The following is a 26,651-nucleotide window of genomic DNA, read 5'->3' as shown; positions in this document are numbered from 1 at the left end:
AAACGCCTGTTCACGACCGCGCAACGGGCCGCTATGGCCGCGCGGGATGGTGGGTGTGTGTGGCCGGGCTGCGACCGAGGCCCGTCGTGGTGCGAAAGCCACCACGTCGACGACTGGAAACACCAAACCTATGCACCAGGCCGTACAGATATCGATAACGGGGCACTGCTGTGCCATTTCCACCACACACATGTGCATTCCTCTGAGTGGAAACTTGCCATGCAGAACGGCGTCCCCGTTTTGATCCCACCGAAAAGCATCGACTGGGAACAAACCCCCAGACCATGCAGTCAAATCAGATCCAGACGACGCGGACCCTTGCCCACCGCACCACTACCACCATGGGTCAGACAACCACGACCATACACAACCTGAACGCACAGGTACTGCTTGTTTGCGAGCAATCGAAACGGGGCAGCAAGCGATAGCGCGCAACCTGCGGATGACGGCGCACCGCCCAAATGGCGGCGCACCCTCCGAATGACGGCGCACCCTCCGAATTGCGGCGCTACCGGCGAATGACTGCAGTGATCCCCCCAGTGACCGAGAGCAGATCTGCTGGAGCAACCTCGACGTCGAACCCCCGACGCCCGCCCGAGACGTAGATGGTCGGATAGTCGAGGGCCAGAGCATCCAGAACCGTCGGCAGGGGAGTCTTCTGCCCAAACGGGCTGATGCCACCGACCACATAGCCGCTCTTACGTTCCGCCACCGCTTTGTCGGCCATCGAAGCACGTTTGGCGCCCAGAACCCCAGCCAGAGCTTTCACATCGAGCATCGACGAAACAGAAACTATGCCGATGGCCAGGCCTTTGTCGGTCTCGACCATCAGCGTTTTGAACACGCGACCGGGTTCGATCGAGAGCGCGGCGGCGGCCTCCGCCCCGAAATCAGTCGCAGCATCGTTGTGCTGGTATGCGTGCGGGGTGAAAGCCACGCCAGCCCGCAGCAGAGCAACGGTCGCCGCAGTAGTCGGGCCCGACGTGCCGCCGTGACCCGAAGCCCCGCCTGCCCCGCTCGAAGATTTTGCCGTCTTAGCCATGAATGTCACCACCCGAGTTGCAGGCGAAACCGCCGCCTCAGACCGCGGTGACCTCGCTCGTCGAAGCAAATGCCGCCTGCAGAAACTCGGTTACATCGGTGATCTCTTCTTGAGAGACGCCGTGCTGAATGCCCGGGTACAGCTTCGCGGTCAACGAGGAATGCTGAGGCAGCCACTCTTCGGTGCGCGCGACCGCGTCGGCAGTGATGACGGGGTCGGCGACGTCACGCCCCCAGAAGACGGGCGGGCCGAGCTCTGCCATGGCCCGATCGCCGTGAACCTGCCCGGACACAACGAACCCCGAGAGGTTGACCGCAGCAGTGAAGCGCTCGGGCGCCGTGCGCATGAGGTGCACAGCCATGGCCCCGCCCTGCGAAAACCCGAGAGTGGAGATGCTCGCCGGGGTCCCGTAGGTGGCTTCAACCCGGTCGAGCCAGTCGAGCACAGCGGTGGTGGCGTCGTCGACACCGGCAATACGAGGGTTGCCGGGCTCGCCGATGGTGAACCAGGCGAAGCCGTTCTCCACGGGGTGCGGTGCGAGCAGCGGCGCACGCAAAGACGCCGCGATGGTGCCCTCGGGCAGAAGGGGCGCCAGGGAGATCAAATCGTTCTCGTGCGAACCGTAGCCGTGCATGATGATGACGAGCGGGCTGGTCGGCAGCTTCGCGGCGAGGTCTTCGGTCGAGACCGACCACACGACAACTGCGTCGTTGATGAGAGCGCGGCGTGTCGAATCGGTCACGATTCTCCTTCAGTTTGTGAAGCGAGACAAGTCGAAAGGTAGCTGTGCAATGAACCTACCAGTTCCCGTTTGGGGGCATCGGCAGAGGGCCGTCAGTCGCCCCGGTTGCGGCTCAACTCGAAGATGCGAACAAGCTCCTCAATGGCCTTCTCGCGTTGCTGCCCGCCCTCATCGAACATCTCGGAGACGTGGGTCTTCAGATGGTTCTCAACCATGAGCTTGTTCAGCGAACCGAGTGACTTCTGAATAGCGAGCGACAGCGTGATGATGTCGATGCAGTAGTCCTCGTTCTCGATCATCTTCTCGAGCCCCCGCATCTGGCCTTCCAGAATGCGCGTGCGGTGCAGGGCTCGCTTCTTGATGTCTTCGATCACGAGTCAAGAATACGGCGCGCGAATGCGACGAGCGAAAGCATCACGTCTGCGTCGCGAATGCTCTACGTCTGGCAGTACGGGCACCAGTACGTGTCGCGCAATGAGAGAGCGTTCGCACCGAGCTTGCCGCTCTGAATGCGGTTTCCGCACCGCCGGCACGGCTGCCCGGCCCTGTTGTAGACGAACACCTGCTTGCCCGGGCGGGTATCGCCGGTGGTGGTGCGTTCCACTCGGTCGCGGTTGGCCGTGATCAGGCGGTGCGCCAGCTGAACGACCGCGTCGAGGCGCGGCACTTCGGCGACCGGGCGAGTGGGCAGCACCCCGCGCAGAAAGCACAGTTCGTTCACGAAGACGTTGCCGAGTCCAGCTAGGTTGCGTTGGTCAAGCAGTGCGACGTCGATCTCCCGCAGCGGGTCGCTCGCGAGCCGCCGCTCGGCCTCGCCGGCATCCCAGTCGGGCCCCAGCAGGTCAGGCCCGAGGTAGTCGACCGCATCGCCTTCGTCAGCACGGTTCAGAACCTCGAGCAGTCCCAGTTCGAACCCGACGGCCGTATGCTCAGCCGTTCGCAGAATCGCCCGCGCTTTGAACGCGGGCTTTCGCCATCGCGTCTTAGGCTGGTAGATGTGCCAGGTTCCCTCCATTTTGAGGTGCGAATGGATGCTGAACTCGCCCACCCGCATCAGAATGTGTTTTCCGCGGCTCACCACGTCGTGCACGGTTTCGCCGGTCAGGTCGACGGTGGCGAACTTCGGCACGCGGATGTCGCACCCCGTCAGCACCCGCCCCGCCAATACCGCGTTGAGGTGCTCAGCCGTGCGGTAGACGGTGTCGCCCTCAGGCACTGCGCAACCTCAGCCCGCGAGGCGTATTGCTGAAACCAGCGCTCTCGAGCATCCGGCCGACCGTCGAACCGACAGAGAATTCGCCGTCGATCTTCTCGATTGTCAGCCGATCGACCTGGCCAGACGTCACAGCGAAGGCCAGCGACGCCGACGCCTCAACGAGCACCTGTTCGTCGCGAGTGAATGACAGCACGGTCTTGCCGCCCCGCTCGATGTAGAGAACGAGGTCGCCGTCGACGACAACCACCAGCGCGCCCGCCTTCCGCCCTGGCCGATGCCCCTCGCCCTGCGGCCACGGCAGGGCTGCCCCATACGGGTTCGCGGGGTCGCTGGCCGCGAGAGTGAGTGCCCGTGTCTTTTTCAGGCGCGCGGATGCTCGTTCCGCGCCCCCGGCCGCGCCACGAGTCGTGACGCGGGGGTCGTGGCCGAGCATCCCGCGGCCCGAGCCTGCGCCAGCTTCGCCCGCGCGGGGTGGGTCGCTCGCCTCCCCACCACTCGACGCTCCCGAGATATCGGCCGCGAACGACCGCAGTCGGTCGACCGTCGCCCCCGCTGCAAACTGCGCAGCCCCCAACCCTTCGATGAAGTACCCGCGGCGGCACCGGCCGGTCTCTTCGAACTGGCTCAACACCCGGTACGCCAACGCGAATCCGCCCGGCATGTGCTCACTCATCACTGACCCGCGCGTCACCACGCCGTAGCGGTCGAGCAGGAATTCGGCCATGGCGTGCGCGCGCACCGTTGGGTCGGATTCGGCGCGCGGCAGCAGCGACCAGCGACCGCCCACCGTCGGCGGGCCAACCCGGGTCGCCATCGTGGGCCGAGCGTAGGCCCGGCCGCGGTACGTGCGCCCCCGTGGCGCCGACCGTTTCGCCGTGTGCGCGGAGCTGCCCTTGGTTCCGCCGCCGGTGAGCGTGCGCAGCGGTGCCAACGTGTCGTTCGTGAGGCGGCCGGCCCACACCAGATCCCAGAGCGCCGTGACGAGCTGATCGTCGCTGACGAAGCCGGTGGGCGCGACGATCGGCGCCGCCATGACGGGAGGCGCATCGATGGGGGTGACAATGGGTCGGGTCACTGCGGGTGGGGTCACTGCGGGCGGGATCACTGCGAGTGGGGTCGTAACAGTGGGAGTCGCTGCGGCAGCAAGCGCCGCCGCCCCGGCGGCCAGCACCCCACCCACCGCATCAGCGAGGTTGCGAAAGAAGTAGGCACCGCCTCCGGCAAGTACTCCGAGGATGGCGTTCTGCACGTCGGTGGGTTCGAATGGCTGCGGCTCAGGAAGCGTGACCCGCACGGCATCGGCAAGGTGCAGCGAGACCCAGCCGTCACTGCCCGGCAGCGAACCGTTGCCCGACCAGACGATCTCGCCCGAGGCCGTGAGCTCGTCGAGCATCGCCGGGCTGTAGTCGGAGACCCGAGACGGCAGCACCAGCGTCTCCCACGCCGAAGCAGGCGCAGACACGCCCGCCAGCTGCTCGATCACCGTGAGCACTCCGTCGATTCCGCGGAGAGTTCCGCCGACGTGCTGCCACACAGGCAGAAAGCGACCGAATGCCGACGCCTCGACGGGCTCGACCTCGTGCCGTAGCGCGGCGAGCGAGCGGCTGCGCAGTCGCCGCAGTACTTCGGTGTCGCACCACTCCGTGGACGCTGCCGGGTGGGCCGCACCCACCGGGTCGCCGGTTGGCCGAAACTCCCCTTCGACCACGCGGCGTGCCGATTCAAGCCGTTTGAGGGTCTCGTGCGCCACCTGGCTGCCGAGCCCCAGCCGCTGGCCTACCTCGACTGCAGTGAACGGCCCGTGCGTTCGCGCGTAGCGACCGATCAGGTCGCCCAGGGGGTCTTCGACGGGTTCGATGAACGCGTCGGGCACCCCGAACGGAATCGGAACACCGAGCGCGTCGCGAAGGCGACTCGCGTCTTCGATCGCGGCCCAGCGGGCGTCGCCCGCCACGGTGACAGCAAGCACACGTTTAGTGTCGAGCAGCACAGCCAGGTGCGCTTCGACGTCGGCGCCGTCGGTCAGCCGCTCGGCCAGTTCGGGCGCAGAGAGCGGCCCGAGCATCCGAACCAGGTCGGCAACACCTTCGACGCCCGTCGCCTGCCTGCCCGGTGCGACCCGCTGCAGTTCTCGTTCGGTCTGCTCGAGAACGCCGGGGTCGAGGAGTTCGCGCAACTCTGCGCGGCCGAGCAGTTCGGCCAACAGCGTCGGGTCGAGCGAGAGCGCGGCTGCCCGTCGCTCGGCGAGCGGGCTGTCGCCCTCGTAGACGAACGACGCAACGTAGCCGAACAGCAGCGACCGCGCGAACGGCGACGGCTCGGGCGTCTCGGTCTCGACGATGCGGATTCGCCGGTTCTCTATCTCACCGGCCAGCGCCTTCAGCGAGGGCAGATCATAGACATCTTGCAGGCACTCCCGAACCGTCTCGAGAATGATGGGAAACGTGGGGTAACGCCGGGCCACCTCGAGCAGCTGGGCCGAACGCTGGCGCTGCTGCCAGAGCGGCGAGCGCTTGCCGGGGTTCTGCCGCGGCAGCAGCAGGGCGCGAGCGGCACTCTCCCGAAAGCGCGAGGCGAACAGCGCCGAGCCGCCCACCTCGGTTGTGACGATCGTCTCGAGCTCGTCAGCGTCGAACACGAACAGGTCGGCGCCGGGGGGCTCGCTCTCGGTGTCGGGCAGCCGAACCACGATGCCGTCGTCGCTCGCCACCACACCGCCGTCGACCCCGAACCGCTCCCGAATGCGCGCGCCGATGGCCAGCGCCCACGGCGAATGCACCTGCATGCCATACGGGGAATGCAACACCACGCGCCAGTCGCCGAGCTCGTCGCGAAAGCGCTCGACCACCAAAGTCGTGTCGCTCGGAACGTGCCCGGTCGCCTCCCGCTGCTCCACAATGAAGTTCACGAGGTTCGTCGCCGCATTCTCGTCGAGCCCCGCCGCCCGGGCCAAATCGAGCGCACGGTCACCGGATGCCCCACCCACGGTTCGCGTGAACTCACCGATGGCCCGCCCCAGCTCCACCGGGCGCCCCAGCCCGTCGCCGCGCCAGAACGGCAGCCGCCCCGGTTCGCCGAATGCCGGCGTCACCAGAACCCGGTCGTGTGTGATCTCCTGGATGCGCCAGCTGGTCGCCCCCAGCGCGAACACGTCGCCCACCCGCGACTCGTAGACCATCTCTTCGTCGAGCTCACCGACACGCGAGGCCTTCTCGCCCACCATGAACACCCCGAACAGGCCGCGGTCGGGGATGGTTCCGCCGCTCGTCACGGCCAACCGCTGGGCCCCGGGTCGACCCGTGAGGGTGCCGGCGTCGCGGTCCCACACGATGCGCGGCCGCAGTTCGGCGAACTCGTCAGACGGATAGCGCCCTGCGAGAAGGTCGAGCGTCGCCTCGTAGGCCGATCGAGGCAGGCTCGAGAAGGGCGCGCTGCGTTTGATCGTGTCGAACCACTCCTCGACGTCGATGCTCTCGAGGGCACACGCCGCCACGGTCTGCTGGGCGAGGATGTCGAGCGGGTTCTTCGGTACAGCGAGGCTTTCGATGAGCCCTTCTGTCATCCGCTGCGCCGCCACCGCAGAGTGAATGAGGTCTGCCCGGTGCTTGGGATAGATAACACCCCGCGAAACTTCGCCGACCTGATGCCCGGCCCGGCCGACGCGCTGCAGCCCGCTCGCCACCGAGGGCGGCGACTCCACCTGCACGACCAGGTCGACCGCGCCCATGTCGATGCCGAGCTCGAGGCTCGACGTGGCGACCACGCAGCGCAGGCGACCGGTCTTGAGGTCGTCTTCGATGATGGCGCGTTGCTCTTTGCTCACCGAGCCATGATGGGCACGGGCGAGCAGTGGTTCGGCCCCTTCGGTCTGCCCGCTCTGCGCCATCACCTGGGCGGGGGCGGTGGCGGTGTTTGCGTGTGCACTCGTGCCGCTGCCGGTGCCGGCCAGCTCGCGCTCCTGTGCCAGACCGAGCCGCTCGGCGTAGATCTCGTTGAGCCGGGCCGTGAGACGTTCGGCGAGCCGGCGTGAGTTCGCGAAGACAATGGATGAGCGGTGTTTCAGTACCCGGTCGACAATGCTCTCTTCGACGTGCGGCCAGATCGACCCGTGTTGCGGCGTGGCTGCAGCGGCCGAACCCTCGAGGGCCGGAGCCTGCCCCAGGTCGCTCATGTCCTCGACCGGCACCACGACGTGCAGGTCGAACTTCTTCGTCGACGTGGGCGCCACGATCGTCACGGGAGCCCCGCCGGCGAGAAAGCGCGCCACCTCTTCGGGCGGCCGCACGGTTGCTGAAAGACCGATGCGTTGCGCAGGAGTCTCGAGCTGGGCATCCAGTCGCTCGAGGCTCACGGCGAGGTGCGCACCGCGCTTGGTGGCGGCAACGGCGTGTACCTCGTCGATGATGACCGTCTCGACCGAGGCCAGCGTCTCGCGCGCTGCCGACGTGAGCATGAGAAAGAGCGACTCGGGAGTGGTGATGAGGATGTCGGGCGGGTTCTTGATCATGGTGCGCCGGTCTGAGGCGCTGGTGTCGCCCGAGCGCACCCCCACCGTGATCTGCGGAGGAATCGTGCCGAGGCGTTTCGCGGTCTGCGTGACGCCCACCAGGGGGGCCCGGAGATTTCGCTCGACGTCGACGGCCAGCGCCTTGAGCGGCGAGATGTAGAGCACGCGCGTGCCGACCGGCGGCTCTGCCTGTGCGGGGGTGGTGTCGTCAGCCTTGGGATGCGCCCGCTTGGCTTCGGGCTGCGTGCGCGGGGGCGCCGTCAGCAGCTGGTCGATGGCCCATAGAAACGCGGCGAGCGTCTTGCCGGAGCCGGTGGGGGCGACCACGAGCGCGTGCGCGCCCTCGGAGACAGCGTTCCAGGCACCGATCTGTGCGTCAGTGGGCGCGGCAAAGGCCCCCGCGAACCATTCACGGGTTGCCGGCGAGAATCGGGCCAGCGTCGTGGCTGGCCCGTCGGGGGCACTGACTGTGGGAGTTGCTGTTCTCTTCATGTTTGCCCTCAATCTTCACCCATACCACCGACACTCAGACGGTTCCGGCTGAGAGTGGGTCGGGAATCGGCCAGAAGTGGGTAAGAATGAAGCATGAGCGTGCGCACCCCCGACCCGAATTCCGGCTGGTTGAGCGATCAGGAACTTGAGGAGATCCGGCGGCGGTTGCCGCTGTTGTACGTCGAAGCGGTGCCGGTGCGTGTCGACGGGCTCGGCCAGGTCACCGAGGTGGGCGTTCTGCTGCGTGTGTCGCCAAGCGGCAACATGACACGCACCATCGTTTCGGGCCGCGTCATGTACGGCGAGACCCTCCGCGACGCTCTGTTCCGGCACCTCGAGAAAGACCTCGGCCCGATGGCGTTTCCTCAACTGCCGACGAGCCCGATTCCGTTCTCGGTGGCGGAGTACTTCCCGCTGCCGGGCGTCAGCGCCTTCACCGACGACCGTCAGCACGCTGTGTCTCTCGCCTACGTCATCCCCGTCACCGGAACCTGCGATCCGCGCCAAGACGCCCTCGAACTCACATGGATGACCCCGCAGGAGGCCACCAGCGACGCCGTGCACGCCGAGATGGAGGGCGGTCGCGGCGCACTGCTGCGGGCCGCCCTCGCATCGGTGGGTCGCCTCTCCTGACCTAGCCTCAGTCTCAGCGTCAGCATCAGCATCAGCGTCAGTCGAGCGTGGCGATCGTGCTCAGGAACAGCTCGACATAGCGTTCGGCGTCGACCTTCAGTGCGACGTCGGTGAGGCCGACTTGCGCGTGCAGGCCGTGCAGCGCGTCTTCGCCCGGAAACTGGCGGCGGTCGACGACTGTCTGGCCGCGGCTGGTGCCGCCGAGCTCGACGAAGACGGGCAGGCGCTCGATGACGAGTGCATCGGGGTCGACCAGCGCGCACACCGCGCCCGCGTCGCCGATGAGCCCCGTGTAGACCGGCTCCTTGTCGGCACCCACACCGATGCGGTGGGCCAGCAGGTTGCCGGCCAGCCGCTCGGCCCGTGAGTCGCTCGACTGCAGCGCTACCGCCGTCTGCTGGGGCACCGACACGAGGTTGAACACGTCGAGGCCATACATGAACGTGCGGATGCCCGAATCGAGTACGATCGCGGCCGCCTCGGGGTCGTGCCACACATTGAACTCGGCCACAGCGGTGGCGTTGCCCACACTCGCCGAGCCGCCCATGAAGATCACCCGGGCGATCTTCGGTGCCACCTCGGGGTACGTGCGAAGCAGCAGGGCGAGGTTCGTCTGCGGCGCCAGCGCGATGATGGTCACCGGCTCGGCGGCCGCTTCGAGCTGCTGGCGCAGCATCTCAACTGCGCCGATGTCGAGCGCGCGGCGGTTCGTCTCAGGAAGCTCGACCCCGCCGAGGCCGTCGGCCCCGTGCACGTGCGATGCGTCACGCGCGGGCGCGAGCAGCGGCCGCGAAGCGCCGCCGGCAACGGGAATGTCGCCCGCGCCAGCCGCATCGAGCACCTTCAGCGTGTTGATCATCACCTGCGGCAGCGCAGCATTGCCCGCCACGCAGCTCACGCCAAGCAGGTTGATGCCCGGGTGCGCCACCGCGAACAGAATAGCCAGCGCGTCGTCGACGCCGGTGTCGACGTCGAGCAGTACGGAGACCGGTGCAGCCCCGGGAGCGGAATCGGGCGAGAGGAGTGAGTCAGTAGGCATACCCATAAAAATATCCGCTTTCCGGCGGCGTTCCCGACAGGCGATGAAACCTGTGGAGAACACCACCCGCAAGCGGATTGTGCGCGAGCTACCGGGCCGGGCCGCCACTGTCAAGCGGCGACCGGCCCGGGCAAGCCTGACTAGCCCTGTGCGCGGCGCGGCGCTGAACGGTGCGCGCGCGGAGCTGCGGCAGCTGAGCCACCGGCGCTCGACCACACGGTCGACGATCCACCGCTGCGGCCACCAGCGCCAGCGCCTGCACCGGAGCCCGAACGGCGAGCGCCGCCCGCGGCACCGGCCCCTGCGCCCTGTGCCGAACGGTCACGACGCGGGCGATCAGAACCCGCACCAGCGCCTGCACCAGCACCATCGCGCACAGCACGCTTGCGCTGGGCGTTCGCGCCCTGCGAGCCGCCCTGGCCACCGCGACGAGCGCCGCCGCCGTTGCCGCCGTTACCTCCACCGAATGCACGGCCGCCACCGGTGAGGGTGACGGGAGCATCCGACGGCTTCACGTATGCGGCGACTTCGCCGACGAGGGCGTTCACCGAGGGGGAGTCGAGCGACACTCGCTCGGGCGTGACCTGAATGGCTGCCTTACGCATAAGCTGCTCGAGGTCTTTGCGCTGGCTGGCGAGGATGACCGTCACAACGTCGCCCGCACTGCCGGCACGAGCCGTGCGGCCCGAGCGGTGCAGGTATGCCTTGTGCTCGGCCGGCGGGTCGACGTGGATGACGAGCTCGATGTCGTCGACGTGCACGCCACGGGCGGCAACGTCGGTCGCGACCAGAACGCTCACGTCGCCAGCGCTGAACGCGGCGAGGTTGCGGTCACGGGCAACCTGCGACAGGTTGCCGTGCAGGTCGACGGCCGGGATGCCCGCCTCGATGAGCTGGCGAGCCAGCTTCTTGGCGTGGTGCTTCGTACGCATGAACAGAATGCGGCGGCCGGTACCTGAGGCGAGCTTGCGCACAAGGGCGGTCTTCGCTTCGGCGTCGTTGACCTCGAACACGTGGTGCGTCATGGCGGCGACGGGCGAGTTGGCTTCGTCGACCGAGTGCAGAACCTCGTTGTGGAGGAACCGGTTGACGATCTTGTCAACACCGTTGTCGAGCGTCGCCGAGAACAACAGGCGCTGCCCGTTCTCGGGCGTCTTCGACAGGATGCGCGTGACAACCGGCAGAAAGCCCAGGTCGGCCATGTGGTCGGCCTCGTCGAGCACGGTGATCTCGACCGCATCCAGTGACACGAAGCCCTGTTTCATGAGGTCTTCGAGGCGGCCGGGGCAGGCCACCACGATGTCGACGCCGGCCTTGAGAGCGGCGACCTGGCGCTGCTGTGAGACGCCACCGAAGATGGTGGTCGTACGGAGGCCGTAGGCGTCAGCGAGTGGCTGAAGAACGGCGGTGATCTGGGTGGCGAGCTCGCGGGTCGGTGCGAGCACGAGGCCCACCGGGCGACCCGGGCGACGCTTGCCGCCGGCGAGCGCTCCGCCGAGGCGTGCGATCATCGGCAGCGAGAAGGCCAGGGTCTTGCCCGAGCCCGTCTTGCCGCGACCGAGCACGTCGCGCCCGGCGAGGGTGTCGGGCAGGGTGTCGATCTGAATGGGGAACGGTGAATCGATTCCATCGGCTGCAAGCTTCGCCACCAGAGGGGCGGGCACGCCGAGGGCGCTGAATGTGGGTGTTTCTACGGTCATGGGTTTCGGTGCCTTCCAGGCATCGGTTCCACCCTCGTGAACTGCGCGTGTACGTGGCACCAGACCAGTGGATGATCTGCGGGTGCTACCCGTACGAACTGCGTCTGCGCAATCTCAACTCGACGCGCTGCGACGCAGCGGTGCCGAACTCCGGTGGAAGTGTGGCGAAGGTGCCGGTGGGCACATCCGTTCGCCGTGAGAATTTATCTTCCCGAGCGCCACCACCAGACCGGAGTCGGGCGATATGAGCCTCAGTGAAGATGTGCGTTCTACGACGCAGGGAGCGCGCATTTGCGCTCGCAAGTAGTTCCACTATAGCAGGAGGCGCTGAACGGCCGCGTCCCGGCCCAGTATGAGGGTGTGTGCGCCCCGCCACCATCAGTCCATCACCCTCAGTGGTACAGCTCGCCCACCGGAATCTCGACGCCCACCCGGTCGCCCGCCGGAGCCAGCGGGCACGCCCACGCCGGGTCGTACGCGCACGAAGGGTTGTATGCGAAGTTGAAGTCGAGCACCAGCGACCCCGGCGCGCTTCCTTCGCCGAGGTGTGCACCCTTCACGGTGTCGAGCAGGTAGCGGCCGCCACCGTAGGTTCCGCCTGGATGCCCGGCCAGTGCGTCCCGAACCGGAAGGAAGATTCCGCCGCCGTACGTCTCAAGCCGCCAGACATCGAGCGTGCCCACGCCCGGCACCTCGGCGCGGCCGATGAGCCCGAACGGAACAACCCCGTCGGTTCCGGTCTCGAAGTCGAAGTGCCCGGGCTCGGCCGGGGCCGTGAGAGCGACCTCGAACCGCCAGGCCGGGTCGTAGTCGGCGACGGGCAGCCCGCTGAAACCCGCCCGGTCTTCGGGCAGGAGGGGGGTTTGCGGATGCGTGGCGAACAGCTCGTCGCGGGCGTCGCGCCAGAAGCGGTGCGCGGCGGCTGCGTCAGCTGAAACCAGCCGCCGCACCTCTGCGTAGATGCCGAACACACGCTGGCGCCAGTCGGCGACCTCGATGGCGCTGGACGCACTGCTAGGGCTGGTCGCCCAGCTGGCGCTGGTCGCACTGCCTGCGCTGCCTGCCCCGCTCACGACGCGGCCAGATCGGGGTCGATGCCCAACACGTCAGAGTCGGGCATCGGTGGTTCGGCCAGAATCTCGGCCGGGCTCTCAGCTTCGTGCGAGTCACGCTCAGGGGCACCACCAGGGGCACCATCGGCGGCGCCTGCTCCGCGACCCTGGTCGCCGCCACCTGCCGGGTAGGCGGCCCGATGGGCAGCCTCCTCAGCTGCATCCGGCCCCATCAGCTCAGGGTCGAAGGCCCAGCCCGGCGCAAGGTGCTGCATGCGCAACCCGCGCAGCTGCCAGAAGGCCCACAGGCTCGCCCAGACGGCCGGCGTCATCAACCCCGCACCGATCAGCAGTCGGTCGCGGTAGAGCGTCTTGCCCGTGCCGGCGGGGTCGGCCGAGACGGCCATGCGGTGATCCCACAGCGTCGTGAACTTCAGCGCGCCAGACACCCCGTGCCCGTGGTCGCGGATGATGCGCACCCCCTCGTGCTGCGTGTGCGTGCGATCGATGTCGATGACCTGCTTGCCCACCGGGATGAGCCCCAGTGCCGACATCGCCACGCGGTTCGCGCCCTCTGGCCACTGCGTCTGAAACCCACCGGCCTCGAGCGATCGCGCCGACAGCAGCGGCGCAGAGACCTCACGAAAGACCGTGGGGCTCTGCAGTGCCCGCCACGCGGCATCCGGATCAGTGTCGAGCACGAGTTTCAGCATCACCTTCATGGGTCCAGTCTCGTCGTTTTGCGCGCGCCGTGCCCGTTTACGATTGGGGGGTGACATCGAGCCCGTCTTCTGCCGTTCCTGAATCTGCCGTTGTTGTTGCAGCTCCCGCCGATGCGGCTGCTTTTGCTCCCGTCGCGGCCCAGACGCACTACCAGGTGCGGTTCGGCCGTGGCGCGTCGGGGCTCGCTGAGGTCGGCGCGCACGCCGATGTCGTCGTCTGGGTGGATGCCCTGCCCTCCCTCTCCGCAGACGGAACCCTCGTGCCCCCCGCGCTTCCTCCCTTCTCCGAGCTGCCCGCACCCGCTGCCCCACCCCTGTTCCTCGCAGGCCTGCGCACGCGCACCCGTGCGGCCGAGTGGATGCTCGCCCACCAGGTCGCGGCCGGCAGCCGTGTCTCGGTCGCGGTCATCGCAGCGCACGACACCGTCGAAGACACCCTCGCTGCCGGTGCCGTGATCGATGCACTCGCCGGCCTCGGAATCGACTTCAGCTCGCCAGAGGCGGCCGTCGTCTGTGCGTCGTTCACCGCCCTCGAGCGGGCGGTGGGGCACCTGTTCAGCGCATCCGTCTCAGGCCGCGACCTCATAGCTGCAGGCCATGGCGACGACGTGGCGGCCGCGGCCGTCGTCGGCTCGTGAAGCGGGCGCCGATCGTGTTCGGCGCCAGGGGTATTGATTCCCAGCTCACTGCTGTTAGCTGAAGGAAGAGGTCGGCGAACGTGCCGGCCGCACGATTTCTGGAGGAACACCATGAAGGCAGTAGTCAACGGCGAGGTCATCGCCGAAGCCCCCAAAGAAGACCTGATCGCCATCGAGGGCAACTGGTACTTTCCGCCGGCGAGCGTCAAGAGCGAGTACCTCGTCGAGAGTTCGACGCCGTACACGTGCCCGTGGAAGGGCGAGTGCCAGTACTTCAGCGTGAAGTCGGGCGACGCCAGCCTCAAAGACCGCGCGTGGAGCTACCCCACCCCGTACCCCACCGCATTCGACCGGGTCGGCAAAGACTTCAGCAACTACGTCGCGTTCTGGAAAGAGGTCGACGTCACCGAGTAGCTCGTCGCCCGCGCCACGCTGAGCCCCGCACCCTTCAGCGCGGCGTCGCCGCCGCCCGGCGTGACGCCGCGCTGATCTCGCGCTTGTGCCAGTCGATGACGTGCGCGCGGTCGAACCTCGGCGAGCACACCGAGCACGTCGTCGCCCGCGCGGGCTTTCGAAAACGGTAGTACAGATGCCCAGCCGGGCATGTGCCGAGCCACGGCGCGAGTTCGCTGGCTGTCTCGCCGATGTGAAGGCGTTTGCCCTCGTAACCGAGCTCTTTAGCCACCGCCCGCCACTTCGGCCCGTGGCCAGCGCGGGAGCCCGCCATGGCGTGCGCGATCTCGTGCAGCAGTACCTGGTGAATCTCGTCGTCTTCGTACCGCGCCGCCAGGTACCGCGACACCGAGATGTGCTTCAGGGTGTAGTTGCACTGCCCGGCGCGCGTCTTGGCGTTGTCGAACCCGAACGACCAGATCGCCGGGTCGAGGTGAAGGGTGATGAGGGCATTGGCCCAGGAGCGCACACGGAGAAGTTCAGCCACGCCCAGATCCTAAATCACTCGTGCGACACCGCGCAGAAGTTATCCACAGGCCCGTGGCGGTGCGGGCAGGGGCGCAGTGCGCCCCGTCACCGCCGCGCACCTCAGACGAACGCTTCCGCAACGCCGATGGCAATGAGTGAACCCTCGAGCTGGTCGATCGACGCGCCTGTCTTCTCCCAGAGGAACACCGCGGCCTTGAAATCGGCCAGGGCATCCACGTAGTCGCGCTGGTCGAAGTAGACCTTGCCGCGGTTGTGCAGCGCGGTCGCCTCGAGCGCCCCCCACTCGTGCCCGCGCGCCTCTTCGACGCAGATGGTGAGGTCGGTGAGGGCCGCAGCCAGCTTGCCCTGGTACTGCTGAACCTGCGCACGGCGAATGCGTGCGGCGAGCGCCTGCTCACGGTCGCCAGAGAAACGGGCCTGGCGCAGCGCCTCGTTCGCGATGTCCCAGGCCTCGTCGATGCGGCCCAGCAGCCGTAGCAGGCTGACCTTCTCGTTCAAGGCTGTGAGGCTCCGCAGGGTGCCTATATCGGTAAGACGGCTCTCCGCAGCGGCCACGTCGATGGTCTCGCGCAGCGTCTTCGGGTCGTAACCGGTGATGATACTCAGAACGTGCTCCAGAACTCAGGCGTGCGAATCGGGCATGCGAAGTGCAGCTGCGTTTCAGCCTAATCGCCGGTCAGCCCGGCCGCACCTGCGCCACGCTGGGCAACCTCGGTGCCGCAAAGACGAAGCCCCGGGCATCCGGATGCCCGCATCGAACGCTGGCTCGCACCAACCCTCAGCTCGCGCTGCCCGGTTTCACCTGAAAGATGCTTCGGGCCGGGGGAGGGGAGGGGATGGCCGTCTGGTCTGTCACAACGGGCGCGCTCGCGATGAACGCTTTCAGCTCGGCACCCTCGACGACCTTCGCGGGCGTCGGATCGCTCGCAACCAGCCGTGGCAACCTGTCGAACGGAAGCTCGGCGTCAGAGGCGAACATCACCACGTTTCCGAACCGGCGCGACTTCAGCACCTGCGGGTCAACCACCAGCGCGACATGCGCGAACACGGCCGACAGCGTCGCGGCCTGGCTGCGTGCGAAGGCCAGCCCGGCACCGTCGGCCACATTCGCCGCGAGAATGCCCTCGCCCGCCATCAGGCCCGCAGCGATCGTATAGAACTCCATACTCGTCACGTGCGCGGGCGTGCGTGCACCAGAGAACACGTCGACGACGAGAAAGTCGACCGTTCCCTTCAGCCCCAGTGGAAGCTTCGCCAGCACCTCGCGGGCGTCGCCGTGCCGGATGCGGATCTGCGCCTCGCGCGGAAGCGGCAGATTCTCGCGCACGAAGTCGACCAGGTCGCTCTCGAGCTCGACCACCTGCTGGCGTGAGCCCGGGCGGGTGGATGCGATGTAGCGGGGCAGCGTGAACGCGCCACCGCCGAGGTGCACGGCCGTGATCGGTTGGCCCTCTACCGCGACCAGGTCGATGGCGTGGCCGATGCGCCGCACGTACTCGAAGCTCAGGTAGGTGGGGTCGTCGAGTGCCACGTGCGACTGCGGGGTTCCGTCGACCACGAGCGTGAACGCCCCTGGTTGGTGCCGGTCGGCCTCGACCACCGCGCGAAACCCGTTCGACAGCGTGACCGCCGCGTTCTCGTCGCCCTCGCCGCGCCGTCGCCCCCTGTTTTCGCTCACCCTCCGACCCTACCTGCGCTCGCCGGCCCTGCCTGTGCCCGTCGCGGGGCACGGCCAGCCGGTTATACCCGAAGACCGAAAATTGGTCAAGGCGCAGACTAGACACCGAGGTTCAAGCGGCATATAGTTGTTCTTTGCGCTCCCAGTACTCCTATGCCTTCATATTGCGGTTGGCTCGCGCTGCAGAATCGTCTTCGTCCGATGAAACCGCAGCATCACTCTAGAACTCCTGTGCACATCAAAATGCAACCAACAGGGTTCTATTCGAGGGTCTGGCGAGTTCGACCAAAAGTAAACCCAGTACTGACCCGACGGGGTCCACGGAGGTTATTTCCTTGGCTGCTGCGAGCAACGCAACCACCACCACACCCAAGAACGGTCGCGGAGCATCGCGACTCTCGTTCGCCAAAATTTCAGACAACCTGACTGTCCCCGATCTGCTTGCACTGCAGACCGAGAGCTTTCACTGGCTTGTCGGTGACGACGCGTGGAAGACGCGTGTTGCCGAGGCCAAGAAGCAGGGTCGTCAAGACCTTCCCGAGCACTCCGGCCTCGATGAGATCTTCGAGGAGATCTCCCCGATCGAAGACCTCGGCGAGACCATGCAGCTCAGCTTCACGAGCCCGTTCCTCGAGCCCGAGAAGTACACCATCGACGAGTGCAAGGAGCGCGGCAAGACCTACGCCGCCCCGCTGTACGTCGAGGCCGAGTTCATGAACCACCTCACCGGTGAGATCAAGACCCAGACGGTCTTCATGGGCGACTTCCCGCTCATGACCGAGAAGGGCACGTTCATCATCAACGGCACCGAGCGCGTCGTCGTGTCGCAGCTCGTTCGTAGCCCCGGTGTGTACTTCGACCGCCAGCTCGAGAAGACCAGCGACAAAGACATCTACTCGGCGCGCATCATTCCGAGCCGCGGTGCCTGGCTCGAGTTCGAGATCGACAAGCGTGATCAGGTCGGCGTTCGCATCGACCGCAAGCGCAAGCAGAGCGTCACAGTGTTCCTGAAGGCCCTCGGCCTTACGAGCGAAGAGATCCTCGAGCAGTTCAAGGGCTACTCCAGCATCGAAGCCACTCTGGAGAAGGATTCGATCCTCACCAAAGAAGAGGCGCTCAAAGACATCTACCGCAAGCTCCGCCCGGGCGAGCAGGTTGCCGCTGAAGCCGCACGCGCGCTTCTCGACAACTTCTACTTCAACTCGAAGCGCTACGACCTCGCGAAGGTCGGTCGTTACAAGATCAACCGCAAGCTCGGCCTCGAGTCGGCCCTGTCTGACTCGGTTCTCACCAACCAAGACATCATCGCCACCATCAAGTACCTGGTCGCTCTCCACGAGAACCAGACCACACTTCCTGGCACCCGCGGTGGCAAGGCCGTCGACATCCGTCTCGACATCGACGACATCGACCACTTCGGCAACCGTCGCATCCGTGCCGTCGGCGAGCTCATCCAGAACCAGGTCCGCACGGGTCTGAGCAGGATGGAGCGTGTCGTTCGCGAGCGCATGACCACGCAAGACATCGAAGCGATCACCCCGCAGACCCTGATCAACGTGCGCCCCGTCGTCGCCGCGATCAAGGAGTTCTTCGGTACCTCGCAGCTGAGCCAGTTCATGGACCAGAACAACCCCCTCGCGGGCCTGACGCACAAGCGTCGCCTTTCCGCGCTGGGCCCGGGTGGTCTGTCACGCGAGCGTGCCGGCGTCGAGGTTCGAGACGTGCACCCCAGCCACTACGGCCGCATGTGCCCCATCGAGACCCCTGAAGGCCCGAACATCGGCCTGATCGGTTCGCTGGCCTCGTTCGCCCGCATCAACTCGTTCGGTTTCATCGAGACCCCGTACCGTCGCGTCGTCGACGGCGTGGTCACCGAGAACATCGACTACCTGACCGCGAGCGAAGAAGACGAGTACGTGGTGGCCCAGGCCAACGCGCCCCTCACCAAAGACGCCCGCTTCGCCGACCCCCGCGTGCTCGCACGTAAGAAGGGTGGCGAGGTCGACCTCTTCCCGATCGAAGACATCGGCTACATGGATGTCTCGCCGCGCCAGATGGTGTCGGTTGCGACGAGCCTCATCCCGTTCCTCGAGCACGACGATGCGAACCGCGCCCTCATGGGTGCGAACATGCAGCGCCAGGCCGTTCCTCTGCTCATGAGCGACAGCCCGCTGGTCGGAACCGGTATGGAGGGCTTTGCAGCCATCGACGCCGGCGACGTGGTCACGGCCAACCGTGCGGGTGTCGTTCAGGAGGTCTCGGCTGAGGTCGTCAGCATCCTGCTCGATGAGGGTGGAGTCGAAACCTACTACCTCCGTAAGTTCGACCGCTCGAACCAGGGCACGAGCTACAACCAGCGCGTCATCGTCAACGAGGGCGAGCGCATCGAGGTCGGCCAGGTCATCGCTGATGGCCCCGCCACCGAGAACGGCGAGCTCGCACTCGGCAAGAATCTGCTCGTGGCATTCATGCCGTGGGAGGGCTACAACTTCGAAGACGCGATGATCTTGAGCCAGAACCTGGTGAAAGACGACACTCTCTCCTCGATTCACATCGAAGAGTACGAGGTCGATGCCCGCGACACGAAGCTCGGCAAAGAGGAGATCACCCGTGACCTCCCGAACGTCAGCCCCGAGTTGCTCGCCGACCTCGACGAGCGCGGCATCATTCGCATCGGAGCCGAGGTTCGCCCCGGCGACATCCTCGTCGGCAAGGTCACACCCAAGGGTGAGACCGAGCTGAGCGCCGAAGAGCGGCTGCTGCGTGCGATCTTCAACGAGAAGAGCCGCGAAGTTCGCGACACCAGCCTCAAGGTGCCCCACGGTGAGCGCGGAACCATCATCGCCGTCAAGGAGTTCTCTGCCGAGAACGACGATGAGCTGGGCTCTGGCGTCAACCAGCGTGTTGTGGTCTACATCGCCCAGAAGCGCAAGATCACCGAGGGTGACAAGCTCGCCGGCCGTCACGGCAACAAGGGTGTCATCGCGAAGATCCTGCCCGTCGAAGACATGCCGTTCCTCGCTGACGGTACCCCCGTCGACGTGGTGCTGAACCCGCTCGGTATTCCGGGACGAATGAACTTCGGCCAGGTGCTGGAGATTCACTTGGGCTGGATCGCCAAGCAGGGCTGGCAGGTCGAGGGTAAGAACAACAAGTGGGCCGGCCGTCTTCCCGAGGCAGCTCACCAGGCTCCGGCCAACACGAAGGTTGCGACCCCCGTGTTCGACGGCGCGCTGGAGGAGGAGATCGCAGGTCTGCTCGACTCGACCCTCCCCACCCGCGACGGCGACCGTCTCATCGACGGCACCGGCAAGGCGACGTTGTTCGACGGCCGCTCAGGCGAGCCGTTCCCGCGCCCGATCTCGGTCGGTTACATGTACATCCTGAAGCTGCACCACCTTGTCGACGACAAGATCCACGCTCGCTCCACAGGCCCCTACTCCATGATCACGCAGCAGCCGCTGGGTGGTAAGGCGCAGTTCGGTGGCCAGCGCTTCGGTGAGATGGAAGTGTGGGCACTCGAGGCCTATGGGGCCGCTTACGCCCTGCAGGAGCTTCTGACGATCAAGTCAGACGACATCCTCGGCCGCGTGAAGGTGTATGAGGCCATCGTCAAGGGTGAGAACATCCAGGAGCCCGGTATTCCCGAGAGCTTCAAGGTGCTCATCAAAGAGATGCAGTCGCTCTGCCTGAACGTCGAGGTGCTGTCTGCCGACGGTACTGCGGTCAGCCTCCGCGACACCGATGATGAGGTCTTCCGCGCTGCAGAAGAACTGGGCATCAACATCTCCACTCGGTTCGAGAACTCGTCCATCGACGACATCTGAGCTAGCTAATGATGTGATTCGCGAACCGCGAATCGATCACCCGACGAAATCTGTAATTTCCTACTTCAGGAGAGAAGAAAACATTGCTCGACGTTACAACTTTTGACGAACTGCGAATCGGTCTCGCTACGGCAGACGACATTCGCAAGTGGTCGCACGGTGAGGTCAAGAAGCCCGAGACGATCAACTACCGCACGCTCAAGCCCGAGAAAGACGGTCTCTTCGGAGAACAGATCTTCGGCCCGAGCCGTGACTGGGAGTGCTCGTGCGGCAAGTACAAGCGAGTGCGCTTCAAAGGCATCGTCTGTGAGCGCTGCGGTGTAGAGGTCACGAAGTCGTCGGTGCGCCGTGAGCGCATGGGTCACATCGAACTCGCTGCCCCCGTTACTCACATCTGGTACTTCAAGGGCGTTCCGAGCCGTTTGGGCTACCTGCTCGACATGGCTCCGAAAGACCTCGAGAAGGTCATCTACTTCGCTGCCTACATGATCATCTCGGTCGACGTCGATGCTCGTCACGAAGACATGCCCGGCCTCGAGAACGAACTGCGTCTCGAGATCAAGGCCCTGTCTGACCAGCGCGACAGCCGCATTGCCGACCGCCTCCAGAAGCTCGAGACCGATCTTGCTGCCCTCGAGGCAGAAGGCGCCAAGAGTGACCAGAAGCGCCGCACCAAAGATGCAGCCGAGAAGGAGATGGGTCAGGCCCGCAAGTCGTTCGACGAGCAGATCGCCCAGCTCGAGCGCGTGTGGGAAGACTTCCGCAGCCTCAAGGTCGGCGAACTGAAGCCCGAAGACTCCGTCTTCCACGAGCTTCAAGACCGCTACGGACAGTACTTCGAGGCCTACATGGGCGCCGAGGCGATCAAGAAGCGCCTTGAAGCCTTCGACCTCGCCACCGAATCAGACACGCTGCACCTGCAGATCTCTGAGGGCAAGGGCCAGAAGAAGATCCGCGCCATCAAGCGCCTCCGGGTCGTCAACTCGTTCCTGATCACCGGCAACTCGCCGGCCGCGATGGTTCTCGACGTGGTGCCTGTCATCCCGCCGGAGCTTCGCCCGATGGTTCAGCTCGACGGTGGGCGTTTCGCGACGTCTGACCTCAACGACCTCTACCGCCGCGTGATCAACCGCAACAACCGCCTTCGCCGCCTGCTCGACCTCGGTGCCCCCGAGATCATCGTGAACAACGAGAAGCGCATGCTGCAAGAGGCTGTGGATGCCCTGTTCGACAACGGTCGTCGTGGCCGCCCCGTCACGGGTACGGGCAACCGCGCCCTGAAGTCCCTGAGCGACATGCTCAAGGGAAAGCAGGGTCGGTTCCGCCAGAACCTGCTCGGCAAGCGCGTCGACTACTCGGGCCGTTCGGTCATCATCGGTGGCCCTCAGCTCAAGCTGCACCAGTGTGGTCTGCCCAAGCAGATGGCACTCGAGCTGTTCAAGCCGTTCGTCATCAAGCGCCTGATAGACCTGAGCCACGCTCAGAACATCAAGGCCGCGAAGCGTATGGTCGAGCGCAGCCGTCCCCAGGTGTGGGATGTTCTCGAAGAGATCATCCGTGAGCGCCCGGTCATGCTGAACCGTGCACCCACGCTTCACCGTCTGGGTATCCAGGCGTTCGAGCCTCAGCTCGTCGAGGGTAAGGCCATCCAGCTGCACCCGCTCGTCTGCACCGCGTTCAACGCAGACTTCGACGGCGACCAGATGGCCGTCCACCTTCCGCTGTCGGTCGAGGCCCAGGCCGAGGCGCGCATCCTGATGCTCGCGTCGAACAACATCCTGAAGCCCTCTGACGGTCGCCCCGTGACCCTGCCCACGCAGGACATGATCATCGGCCTGCACCACCTCACGACGCTGAAAGAGGGAGTGACCGGCGAAGGCCGTGCATTCTCGAGCGTCGCCGAGGCGATTCTGGCCAACGACCAAGGCACGCTCGACCTCAACGCCAAGGTGCGCATCCGCCTCACGAACATCACGTTCGCCGAGGGGGAGGTTCCCGAAGGCGCCCTGCTGGCCGAAGGCAACCACGCTCCCGGCGTGACCCTGGTGACGACCACACTCGGCCGCGCGCTGTTCAACGAGACGCTCCCCGTGGGGTACCCCTACGTCGAAGCAGTCGCCGACAAGGGTCACATCTCGACCATCGTCAACGACCTCGCTGAGCGCTACCCGAAGGTTGAAGTTGCTGCTGCACTCGACCGCATCAAGGATGCCGGTTTCTACTGGGCTACCCGCTCAGGCGTCACCGTTGCTCTCTCTGACGTTCTCACCCCGCCGAACAAGCGCGAGATCGTTCTGCAGTACGAGAAGCTCGCCGCCAAGGTGCAGTCGCAGTACGAGAAGGGCCTCACCACCGACGCCGAGCGTCGCCAGGAGCTCATCCAGATCTGGACCAAAGCGACCGAAGACGTCGCCGAGGCCATGCAGGCGAACTTCCCGGCCGACAACACCATCAACCGCATGGTGACCTCTGGTGCTCGTGGTAACTGGCTGCAGATCCGCAACATTGCGGGTATGCGTGGCCTGGTGAACAACCCGAAGGGTGAGATCATCCCTCGCCCGATCATCTCGTCGTACCGTGAAGGCCTCTCAGTTGCTGAGTACTTCATCGCGACGCACGGTGCTCGCAAGGGGCTGGCTGACACTGCTCTGCGTACGGCTGACTCGGGGTACCTCACCCGTCGTCTGGTCGATGTCTCGCAAGACGTCATCATTCGCGAAGACGACTGTGGCACCACCAAGGGTCTCGACCTGCCGATCGCCGCGCTCGACGCGTCGGGCGTGCTGGTCGCCGACTCGAACGTCGAGAACTCGGTGTTCGCCCGAAGCCTCGCTGCAGACGCAGTGGATGCCCAGGGTACGGTCGTGGCCGAAGCCGGCGAAGACATCGGTGACGTGCTCATCGACAAGCTCGTCGAGGCTGGTGTCGAGAACATCAAGGTGCGCTCGGTTCTGACCTGCGAGTCGGCCGTCGGTGTGTGTGCTGCCTGCTACGGTCGCTCGCTCGCCACTGGTCTGCTGGTCGACATCGGAGAGGCCGTCGGCATCATCGCCGCACAGTCGATCGGTGAGCCCGGCACCCAGCTGACCATGCGTACCTTCCACACGGGTGGTTCTGCATCGGCTGATGACATCACGCAGGGTCTGCCTCGCGTTCAGGAGCTCTTCGAAGCGCGTACCCCCAAGGGTGCGTCGCCCATCGCAGAAGCTTCGGGCCGCATCACCATCGAAGACACCGACCGCAGCCGCAAGCTGATTCTGACGCCCGACAACGGCGACGAAGCAATTGCCTACCCGGTTCTGAAGCGTGCCAGCCTTCTCATCGAAGACGGCGATCACGTCGAGCTCGGCATGCAGCTGCACGTCGGCGCGATCGACCCGAAAGAGGTTCTGCGAGTGCGTGGCGTTCGCGCCGTGCAGGAGCACCTCGTCGGTGGCGTTCAGGGTGTCTACCGCTCGCAGGGTGTGCCCATCCACGACAAGCACATTGAGGTCATCGTTCGACAGATGCTCCGCAAGGTGACCGTCGTCGACCACGGTGACACCGATCTGCTGCCGGGTGAGCTCGTTGACCGCCAGCGTTACAACATCCTCAACCGCGAGGCACTGACCGAGGGTCGCAAGACCGCTTCGGCCCGTCAAGAAGTCATGGGTATCACCAAGGCTTCGCTCGCGACCGAGTCATGGCTGAGCGCCGCTTCCTTCCAGGAGACCACGCGTGTTCTCACGCAGGCCGCCATGGAGGGCAAGAGCGACCCGCTGGTCGGCCTCAAAGAGAACGTCATCATCGGAAAGCTCATCCCGGCCGGAACCGGCCTTCAGAAGTACCGCAACGTCACCGTTGAGGCAACCGAAGAGGCCAAGGCCGAGCGCTACCCGAACCGCATCTTCACAGATGACGCGGTGTTCTCCGAAGCTGATCTGTCGTTCGTCGACTTCGACAGCTTCTCGAGCGACGACTACACCCCCGGTACGTACAACTAACCGGTCGTAGTCTGCACACAGAGGGCCCCTTCGCTTCGGCGGAGGGGCCCTCTGTTGTTCTGTACGTCAGTTGTTGTTCTGTGCATCAGGCGGGTTCCGGATGCCCGGGGTGCTGCAGGGCATCCAGAACCTGCAGCGCAACCAGCCGCCCGGCCCGATTTGCCCCAATGGTCGAGGCCTGGGGCCCGTAGCCCGCGAGAAAGACGCGGGGGTCGCGAAGCGAACGACCCCGTTCGACAGCGACTCCTCCGCTCTGCTCGCGGAGCTTCAGCGGCGCGAGATGCGAGAGTTCGGCCCGAAACCCGGTGGCCCAGATGATGGCATCGGCCGGTTCGAAGCTGCCGTCTGCGAAGTGCACACCGCCGGATTCGATGCGGCTGAACGGGGGGCGTGCCACAAGGGTGCCGCGTGCGACGGCAGCTCGGTTGCGTTCGGTGGCCGGCAGCCCGGTGCCGCTGATGATGCTCGGCAGCACCCGCCCCGCCCGCGCTGCCTCGTCTTGTTCGGCCACGGCCGCGAGTCGGCCCTCGAGGTTCTTGTCGTCGTCGACAAACTCGACCGGGCGCCGTGTCACCCACGTTGTGTGCGCCGCGATGCCCTCGAGTTCGAGCACGAATCCGGTGGCGGAGGTGCCGCCACCGACCACGATCACCCGTTTGCCGGCGAAATGCTGGGCGTCGCGAAACTGAGGGGTGCCGATCTGTTCGCCCGCAAAGGTTTCGGCTCCCGGGTAGTACGGGCGAAAGGGAGTTGCCCAGGTTCCGCTGGCGTTCACGAGCACGTCGGTGTCGATGGTGTCGCGGTCGGTAGAGACGTGGATGCGGAGGCGGCGGCTCTCATCGGGCGCGTCGGTGACGCTCGTCACTTCGACGGGGCGGAACACCGCGAGGCCGAAGAACTCCTCATACCGTCGGTAGTACTCGCCCACTACATCGCGCGCGGCGCGGCCGTGGTCAGCCGTGTCGAAGCTCAGACCGAGCTCGCTCATGCCGGGCAGGTCGTTGACCCGGTGCGCGGTTCCGAGGCGCAACGACTCCCAACGGAACTGCCACGCGCCGCCAGCGCCTGGCCCGCGGTCGAGCAGCACCAGGTCGGTGCCCGGGGTGAGCCCGCGGCGGCGCAGATGGTAGGCCACCGAGAGGCCGGCCTGGCCTGCTCCGACGATGACGACGCGGGCGCTGCGAGGGAGAGTGGCGGGTCTGCCCGCACGGTCAGGGTGCGGTGAAGGGTGGGCGTGCGGCCCGGGGGAGGCTGCGCTGGGAGGCTGCTCGGCCGCGGTGGGCTCAGGCACGGGCATCCGGAGCCGGAGCGGGAGCGGGAGTCGGAAATGGTACGGGAGCCGGAACCTCGCCGGAGATCAGAGCCGGGCGCGAGGCATCGGCGACGGTGGGCGCACATGCGTTCTGTGCGTGGGCGAGAGCGGCGGGGTGGCGGCTGGTGGTCGGGCAGGGCGGGTTCGTGGCAGCGTCGGTCATGGGGATGTGACCGGCGATGAAGTGGTCGAGGTCGGGCGGGCCGGTGAGGCCGCTGGGGTGTGGTCCGGCTGAGCGCAGTGTGGAGCGCAGGTCGAGCAGACGCTCACCTCGCGAGGCGACGACCACGGCGTTGCCCTCTGCGCCGTTGCTGACGACATCGGTGGGGCCGAGCACGAGAACGTTCGGTGTCACTGCCAACAGTGTTGCCGTCTGCGCGCGCGCGATGGCCATTCCTTCGTCGTCTGCCACATTGACAGCGACGACACCCTCGTCGGTGAGCAGTGCGACGACCTGTTCGAAGAACTCGACCGTGCGTACCTGGGGAGGAGTCGTGGCGCCCGAATACACGTCGACCACAATGAGGTCGAACGGTGCGACTCCGGATGCCCACACCAGGCCCGCGCGTGCGTCATCGGTTCGTACAGACACCCGGGTGCCGGGGTCGAGCGGCAGAGACGCCAGCACGAACGGAACCAGGTTCACCTCGCGCTCGAGCACGAACTGCTCGGAGCCGGGCCGAGTGCCCCCGATGTACCGCGCCAGACTGAGCGCACCGGCTCCCAGGTGCAACACCCGGATCGGCTGCCCCGGGGGCTTCAGCAGGTCGCTCACATTCGCGATGCGGCGCAGGTAGTCGTACAACAGCCGCGTCTGGTCGGCAACGAACACGTGCGACTGGGGGAGGCCGTCGACCAACAGGGTGAACCCGCCCGAGGCGAAGGTGTCGGGCGTGATCACGGCGGTCAGGCCGCTCGGCGAGAGCGTCAGAGTCGGTTCGGTGCCCACGAATCGAGCCTAGCCGCGCGGGAGCGGTGCCGGGTCGCAGTCGCATGCCGCGTTGGGATGCCGCGGTCGAGAACGGCTCGTCGCCTCTTCGCAGCCGAGCCGCGCGTGAATCCCGGCCGGAGCGGCCCCGAATTGTTAGAGTGTGGCTGCGGCACACCTGCCGACGCCCAGCGGCCC

General features: G+C 66.1%; 19 protein-coding genes. 5 read left to right on the top strand and 14 right to left on the bottom strand.

What is annotated here, in order from left to right:
* Positions 1–508 precede the first annotated feature (508 nt).
* The 5 genes from QN358_RS04855 to QN358_RS04835 form a co-directional block, all read right to left on the bottom strand.
* Positions 509–1,042, bottom strand: coding sequence for an aminoacyl-tRNA deacylase (locus tag QN358_RS04855; RefSeq protein WP_323511738.1), 534 nt, complete (start codon positions 1,040–1,042; stop codon positions 509–511).
* 37 nt (positions 1,043–1,079) lie between these two features.
* Positions 1,080–1,784 (bottom strand): alpha/beta hydrolase, encoded by a 705-nt coding sequence (locus QN358_RS04850; RefSeq protein ID WP_237280258.1) that lies wholly within the window; start codon positions 1,782–1,784, stop codon positions 1,080–1,082.
* A 92-nt stretch (positions 1,785–1,876) separates the two neighbouring features.
* Positions 1,877–2,158 (bottom strand): metal-sensitive transcriptional regulator, encoded by a 282-nt coding sequence (locus tag QN358_RS04845; RefSeq protein ID WP_136641076.1) that lies wholly within the window; start codon positions 2,156–2,158, stop codon positions 1,877–1,879.
* 62 nt (positions 2,159–2,220) lie between these two features.
* Entirely contained in the window at positions 2,221–3,000 is a 780-nt protein-coding gene (locus tag QN358_RS04840; RefSeq protein WP_323511737.1) for a DNA-formamidopyrimidine glycosylase family protein, read from the bottom strand.
* On the bottom strand, positions 2,993–7,999 hold the full coding sequence (locus QN358_RS04835; protein WP_323511736.1) for an ATP-dependent helicase: 5,007 nt from the start codon (positions 7,997–7,999) through the stop codon (positions 2,993–2,995). Before QN358_RS04835 ends, QN358_RS04840 begins: the two co-directional genes overlap by 8 nt.
* A gap of 93 nt (positions 8,000–8,092) precedes the next feature.
* Here QN358_RS04835 and QN358_RS04830 point away from each other — a divergent pair, with 93 nt between their 5' ends.
* Positions 8,093–8,632 (top strand): NUDIX hydrolase family protein, encoded by a 540-nt coding sequence (locus QN358_RS04830; protein WP_136641079.1) that lies wholly within the window; start codon positions 8,093–8,095, stop codon positions 8,630–8,632.
* 37 nt (positions 8,633–8,669) lie between these two features.
* Here QN358_RS04830 and QN358_RS04825 read toward each other — a convergent pair whose 3' ends face one another.
* The 4 genes from QN358_RS04825 to QN358_RS04810 all read right to left on the bottom strand — a co-directional run bounded on the left by QN358_RS04825 (position 8,670) and on the right by QN358_RS04810 (position 13,145).
* Entirely contained in the window at positions 8,670–9,671 is a 1,002-nt protein-coding gene (locus QN358_RS04825; RefSeq protein WP_323511735.1) for a nucleoside hydrolase, read from the bottom strand.
* Positions 9,672–9,811: 140 nt separating this feature from the next.
* On the bottom strand, positions 9,812–11,371 hold the full coding sequence (locus QN358_RS04820) for a DEAD/DEAH box helicase (protein ID WP_136641081.1): 1,560 nt from the start codon (positions 11,369–11,371) through the stop codon (positions 9,812–9,814).
* Between the two features lie 392 nt (positions 11,372–11,763).
* A complete protein-coding gene (locus QN358_RS04815) occupies positions 11,764–12,444 on the bottom strand; it encodes a DUF1684 domain-containing protein (RefSeq protein ID WP_323511734.1) in 681 nt (226 codons plus the stop codon).
* Positions 12,441–13,145, bottom strand: a complete 705-nt coding sequence (locus tag QN358_RS04810) for a hypothetical protein (RefSeq protein ID WP_323511733.1) — start codon at positions 13,143–13,145, stop codon at positions 12,441–12,443. The genes QN358_RS04815 and QN358_RS04810 overlap by 4 nt, the downstream gene beginning before the upstream one ends.
* A 50-nt stretch (positions 13,146–13,195) precedes the next feature.
* Here QN358_RS04810 and QN358_RS04805 point away from each other — a divergent pair, with 50 nt between their 5' ends.
* On the top strand, positions 13,196–13,783 hold the full coding sequence (locus QN358_RS04805) for a hypothetical protein (protein ID WP_323511732.1): 588 nt from the start codon (positions 13,196–13,198) through the stop codon (positions 13,781–13,783).
* A gap of 111 nt (positions 13,784–13,894) precedes the next feature.
* Positions 13,895–14,197, top strand: a complete 303-nt coding sequence (locus tag QN358_RS04800; RefSeq protein ID WP_323511731.1) for a DUF427 domain-containing protein — start codon at positions 13,895–13,897, stop codon at positions 14,195–14,197.
* A 34-nt stretch (positions 14,198–14,231) separates the two neighbouring features.
* On the opposite strand, the gene QN358_RS04795 is transcribed toward QN358_RS04800, so the two are convergent.
* The 3 genes from QN358_RS04795 to QN358_RS04785 all read right to left on the bottom strand — a co-directional run bounded on the left by QN358_RS04795 (position 14,232) and on the right by QN358_RS04785 (position 16,403).
* Positions 14,232–14,723, bottom strand: coding sequence for a SprT-like domain-containing protein (locus QN358_RS04795; RefSeq protein ID WP_136641084.1), 492 nt, complete (start codon positions 14,721–14,723; stop codon positions 14,232–14,234).
* Positions 14,724–14,824: 101 nt separating this feature from the next.
* Positions 14,825–15,223, bottom strand: a complete 399-nt coding sequence (locus tag QN358_RS04790; RefSeq protein ID WP_237280259.1) for a tetratricopeptide repeat protein — start codon at positions 15,221–15,223, stop codon at positions 14,825–14,827.
* 280 nt (positions 15,224–15,503) lie between these two features.
* On the bottom strand, positions 15,504–16,403 hold the full coding sequence (locus QN358_RS04785) for a fused MFS/spermidine synthase (protein WP_323511730.1): 900 nt from the start codon (positions 16,401–16,403) through the stop codon (positions 15,504–15,506).
* A gap of 335 nt (positions 16,404–16,738) precedes the next feature.
* Here QN358_RS04785 and rpoB point away from each other — a divergent pair, with 335 nt between their 5' ends.
* Positions 16,739–20,230, top strand: coding sequence for a DNA-directed RNA polymerase subunit beta (gene rpoB / locus QN358_RS04780; RefSeq protein ID WP_136641087.1), 3,492 nt, complete (start codon positions 16,739–16,741; stop codon positions 20,228–20,230).
* An 83-nt stretch (positions 20,231–20,313) separates the two neighbouring features.
* Positions 20,314–24,213: a DNA-directed RNA polymerase subunit beta' gene (locus QN358_RS04775; protein ID WP_136641088.1), complete on the top strand. Its 3,900-nt coding sequence runs from the start codon at positions 20,314–20,316 to the stop codon at positions 24,211–24,213.
* Positions 24,214–24,298: 85 nt separating this feature from the next.
* Here QN358_RS04775 and QN358_RS04770 read toward each other — a convergent pair whose 3' ends face one another.
* Positions 24,299–25,504, bottom strand: coding sequence for an FAD-dependent oxidoreductase (locus QN358_RS04770; protein ID WP_237280260.1), 1,206 nt, complete (start codon positions 25,502–25,504; stop codon positions 24,299–24,301).
* On the bottom strand, positions 25,497–26,474 hold the full coding sequence (locus QN358_RS04765) for a spermidine synthase (protein ID WP_136641090.1): 978 nt from the start codon (positions 26,472–26,474) through the stop codon (positions 25,497–25,499). The genes QN358_RS04770 and QN358_RS04765 overlap by 8 nt, the downstream gene beginning before the upstream one ends.
* Positions 26,475–26,651 lie beyond the last annotated feature (177 nt).

Source organism: Subtercola sp. RTI3, assembly GCF_035018625.1.
Classification (GTDB): Bacteria; Actinomycetota; Actinomycetes; order Actinomycetales; family Microbacteriaceae; genus Subtercola; species Subtercola vilae.
Note: the sequence above shows the minus strand (reverse complement) of the source record. Positions and strands in the feature narration are given on the sequence as shown.

What these genes read in the sequence shown, in the direction of transcription:
- QN358_RS04835 (WP_323511736.1), bottom strand. Translation starts at nt 7,999, where the DNA reads ATGAAGAGAACAGCAACTCCCACAGTCAGTGCCCCCGACGGGCCAGCC.
- QN358_RS04810 (WP_323511733.1), bottom strand. Translation starts at nt 13,145, where the DNA reads ATGAAGGTGATGCTGAAACTCGTGCTCGACACTGATCCGGATGCCGCG.
- QN358_RS04820 (WP_136641081.1), bottom strand. Translation starts at nt 11,371, where the DNA reads ATGACCGTAGAAACACCCACATTCAGCGCCCTCGGCGTGCCCGCCCCT.
- QN358_RS04830 (WP_136641079.1), top strand. Translation starts at nt 8,093, where the DNA reads ATGAGCGTGCGCACCCCCGACCCGAATTCCGGCTGGTTGAGCGATCAG.
- QN358_RS04855 (WP_323511738.1), bottom strand. Translation starts at nt 1,042, where the DNA reads ATGGCTAAGACGGCAAAATCTTCGAGCGGGGCAGGCGGGGCTTCGGGT.
- QN358_RS04825 (WP_323511735.1), bottom strand. Translation starts at nt 9,671, where the DNA reads ATGCCTACTGACTCACTCCTCTCGCCCGATTCCGCTCCCGGGGCTGCA.
- QN358_RS04800 (WP_323511731.1), top strand. Translation starts at nt 13,895, where the DNA reads ATGAAGGCAGTAGTCAACGGCGAGGTCATCGCCGAAGCCCCCAAAGAA.